General features: G+C 51.0%; 2 protein-coding genes and 1 pseudogene. 2 read left to right on the top strand and 1 reads right to left on the bottom strand.

The features are described 5' to 3' along the window. Nucleotides 1-237 precede the first annotated feature (237 nt). Nucleotides 238-530, bottom strand: a pseudogene (locus XBLMG947_RS23780) (transposase); the annotation flags it as partial. A 284-nt stretch (nt 531-814) separates the two neighbouring features. On the opposite strand from XBLMG947_RS23780, the gene XBLMG947_RS22820 reads away from it, so the two are divergent. Then, nucleotides 815-1,396 (top strand): hypothetical protein, encoded by a 582-nt coding sequence (locus XBLMG947_RS22820; protein WP_139074420.1) that lies wholly within the window; start codon nt 815-817, stop codon nt 1,394-1,396. A 547-nt stretch (nt 1,397-1,943) separates the two neighbouring features. Further along, nucleotides 1,944-2,849, top strand: coding sequence for a hypothetical protein (locus XBLMG947_RS16955; RefSeq protein WP_065469791.1), 906 nt, complete (start codon nt 1,944-1,946; stop codon nt 2,847-2,849). The last annotated feature ends 466 nt before the right edge of the window (nt 2,850-3,315 follow it).

Raw genomic sequence — 3,315 nt, 5'->3', positions numbered from 1 at the left:
CCGGGCCTTGGGCGATGACCGGCGCGTCGGTCATCGTGTGCCGCCGGCGCACGCCAGTGCTCTCGGTGTGTGCTCGGTAGAACCGAGCGTATATGCAGGTAACGCGCTCACGACCTTAGTGCACGCGCATCTGGGCGATTTCGCGCATCCAAAGACGAATGGCGCTGCAATCGCGCGACTTGGCCTTGTAGCAAAACGCAGAGCGCGACATCACCAAGATCCGCAGTGCATGCCGCTCGCTGACCGCAAAGCGCTCGCGGAGCCGACCTACCCAGGTGCGTCGCTGGGCAGGGCTTAGTTTTTTTTGTAACGACCTCCTGCAGCATCGCCTTATCCGGTTTCAGGTCGGCCACCAGCTGTTTGAGCTTCCGATTTTCCTCTTCCGGCAGCCACAGGCGCTTGAGCTCAGACGGCCCCAGACCACCGTATTTCTTGCGCCAGACATAGAACGTGGCATCGGCAATGCCCATCTTCCAACAGACCTCGCCAACCGCGGTTCCCAGCTCGGCTTGCTTGAGCGCGTTGGCCATCTGCTCCTCGGTAAACCGTGACTTCTTCGTCGCTTGACTCCTAAGTGATGACGGGGGCCCATACCGGCGAAGTCTAAAGCCTTGCCTGTTTTCCGGGTGGTACATCAAAGGAGCGATAGACTTTATTCGCATTTCGACCCAAATTTTCGGCTATACGTCGAATTTTCGCATTTCTTAGTTTAATAAGTCATGTGCTAGATGCAGGCTCAGATGTCCATTGGCCTTCCTCTTGCATTGACTTCGGTGGGTTCATTCTTAAAAATCTACAAAAAGGATATTTATTTATGAAAAATAAATTTTTATCCTTAATTATTCCATTAGCGATAGGGATTTTTTCAGTAAACGCAATGGCGATGCAGGCTTCTTCTAATGACGAAATTAGGGAGAGCAATCCTGCTCAAGATGTAGTGGTTGCGAAGCTGCTTAATAATTACAATAAGCAGCAAAAGGTAATACGCAAAAATGCACAGGTTCATTCAGATGCCCAGTTGGCTGCATATGTGGCTGGTGCTAAACATGAAGAATCGCCGCTGAATTTATTATCTCCCCAAGCACAAATGCGCTTTGTAAATTCTTTGAAATTTAACGAGGGTGGCGTATCTTCCTTTTACTACGCAGATATCGAGTCAGAACTGAGTAGTAGTCAAGCTTATGACCTCCTATCTGTCTTTGGTTTACAGAGTTCGCTACGCTTCATGGGAAATATCAGGGTTGACACCCAGCGCGATCGCGAAGTGATTCGAGCATTTGGAGGGAGGGAAGAAGGAATTGATGTGGCTCCACCAACTGATCATAATGATTACGAATGCACTGGTCGCGGAACTTGCCACGAAGCCGTAGGCTCAATCTGCACCAGTAATTGCTGATTCAGGCAGCCCTTGCGTTAAAACCGCCATCCGATCGGTGGCGGTTTTTCTGAGGGCAGCTAACAAGATCCTAGAGATCCGCCAAACAAAATTTGTATCGGCTTTCCATTTGCATCGATTTTTATGGGTTTATGCCTGCAAAACAGCTTACAATAATTATTGTATTTATGAAATGTAAACTATTTCCGAAAATGTTCCGTTAGCGAATGAAGAATTGTCGCTGAATTTATCATCTCCCCAAACACAAATTAGTTTCGTAAATTCTTTAAAATTTAACGCAGGTGGCGTATCGTCCTTACCGATATCGAGTCAGAACTGAGTAGTAGCCAGGCTTATGACCTCCTATCTGCCTTTGGTTTGCAGAGCTCGCTTCGATTCATAGAAAGTATCAGGATTAACAGTCAGCGTGATCGCAAAGTGATTCGGGCATTTGGCGAGTATTCTTATGGAATTGGCATTTATTCACGTAAATTCACCGAAGATATTACATGCATGGGTCACGCCACTTGCATCCCTGACTTAGCATCTATATGTACGAGTGATTGCAATGAATAAAGAAATTTTTATTAAACCCGTCATGCGCTGGATGGCGGTTTTTGCAATATACGTGCCGGCCGCGATTGCAGGAAATTATAAAATATACGATCGCGTGGCCAATTTCAACGGGCAGTACCGCAATCAGGTGGGGCAAGCTCGTAGCCGTGCTGTTGTAGCGCTGTATCGCCAATTAACTGCAACTACAGGTCCTTGCTTGCATCGTGGCGTCACCCATTTCGATGCCGACGATCTCTTCCGGGCTACTGCGTTAGTCGAGATTTACTCAAAAGATCCGGTTGACGTCGATACTTTGGGTTGTCTGTATCATCAGCTGGCCGCGTCCGGAAAGGCCACTGATTGGCACACACGCACGTACATAGGTGCGCTTGTGACAGTGACGCGCTACAGCGAGGCCAACACGTTGCGGCAGCAGATGTCGCTGTTGGATTTGCCGGTTTTGCCGCAGCTACACTTCACTGATCGGGCTGCGGCGCAGGGTTGGCGCATCCTATCCTTGCAGGACGCTGCGCATGCAAGCGTGGAGGCGTGGCATCCAGTTGCCCATAGCGCGCAGGTGGTGGCGATAGTTCATCCGGCGTGCCACTTCTCGGTTCGCGCGCTTTTGGAAATAGAAAGACGGCCTGACTTGCAGTGGCTGCGCGAGAATTTGTTGTTGCTCGTGGCGCCCGGCCGTACATTGCCAGTGGAGGATCTACTCTCTTGGAATGTAGCACATCCCCAGCTCCAGATGAAACCTATGTATCTGCGAGCTGACTGGGAAAAGCTGGCAAGTATTGATACGCCGACCTTCTATATTGTCCGCGATGGGGAAGTGATCTATGTATTCGAGGGCTGGCCGAATATAAAGGGCCTGCAGGGACTGCAGCAAACGCTCGAGCATGAACGCTTCCCCTGAACAGCTTTTGTTTTGTTGGTGTGGATCCCACGTGGCTAGCAAGGTAATGATCCGTCAAAAAAGCGCGTCGGGACCGGAGGCGTATTGGTGTGACTTGCCACAATAGCTGTCTGGCGTCAGCAAGGGCTCGTCGGCGGGATAAAGCTAGCTCATGCGGCGGCCATCGAGTTGGTTCCAGCTAGCGAAGGCGCTCCCCATGCCAGAGTAGTTGTCGCCCGGATAGGATTTGAGCGGGGGCAGACAGCGTGAGGATATAGTCGGAGCGCATCGGCGCAATGATAGCCAATACGCGACATCTCCGACGCAGTGCTTGCGTCAGTAACTTTTGCAGTGCGAACAGGCGCCAACGTCTGCTGTGCAGTGCGGCAGGCGTTGACCGACGTGTCGTTGCCGCATTACGTTCTCGCGGCATGGCCTGCACTGCGCTGATGCGTGAGGCTGTCATCGATCGCGCAGCAAAACCCGG

The organism is Xanthomonas bromi, from assembly GCF_900092025.1.
Classification (GTDB): domain Bacteria; phylum Pseudomonadota; class Gammaproteobacteria; order Xanthomonadales; family Xanthomonadaceae; genus Xanthomonas; species Xanthomonas bromi.
Note: the sequence above shows the minus strand (reverse complement) of the source record. Positions and strands in the feature narration are given on the sequence as shown.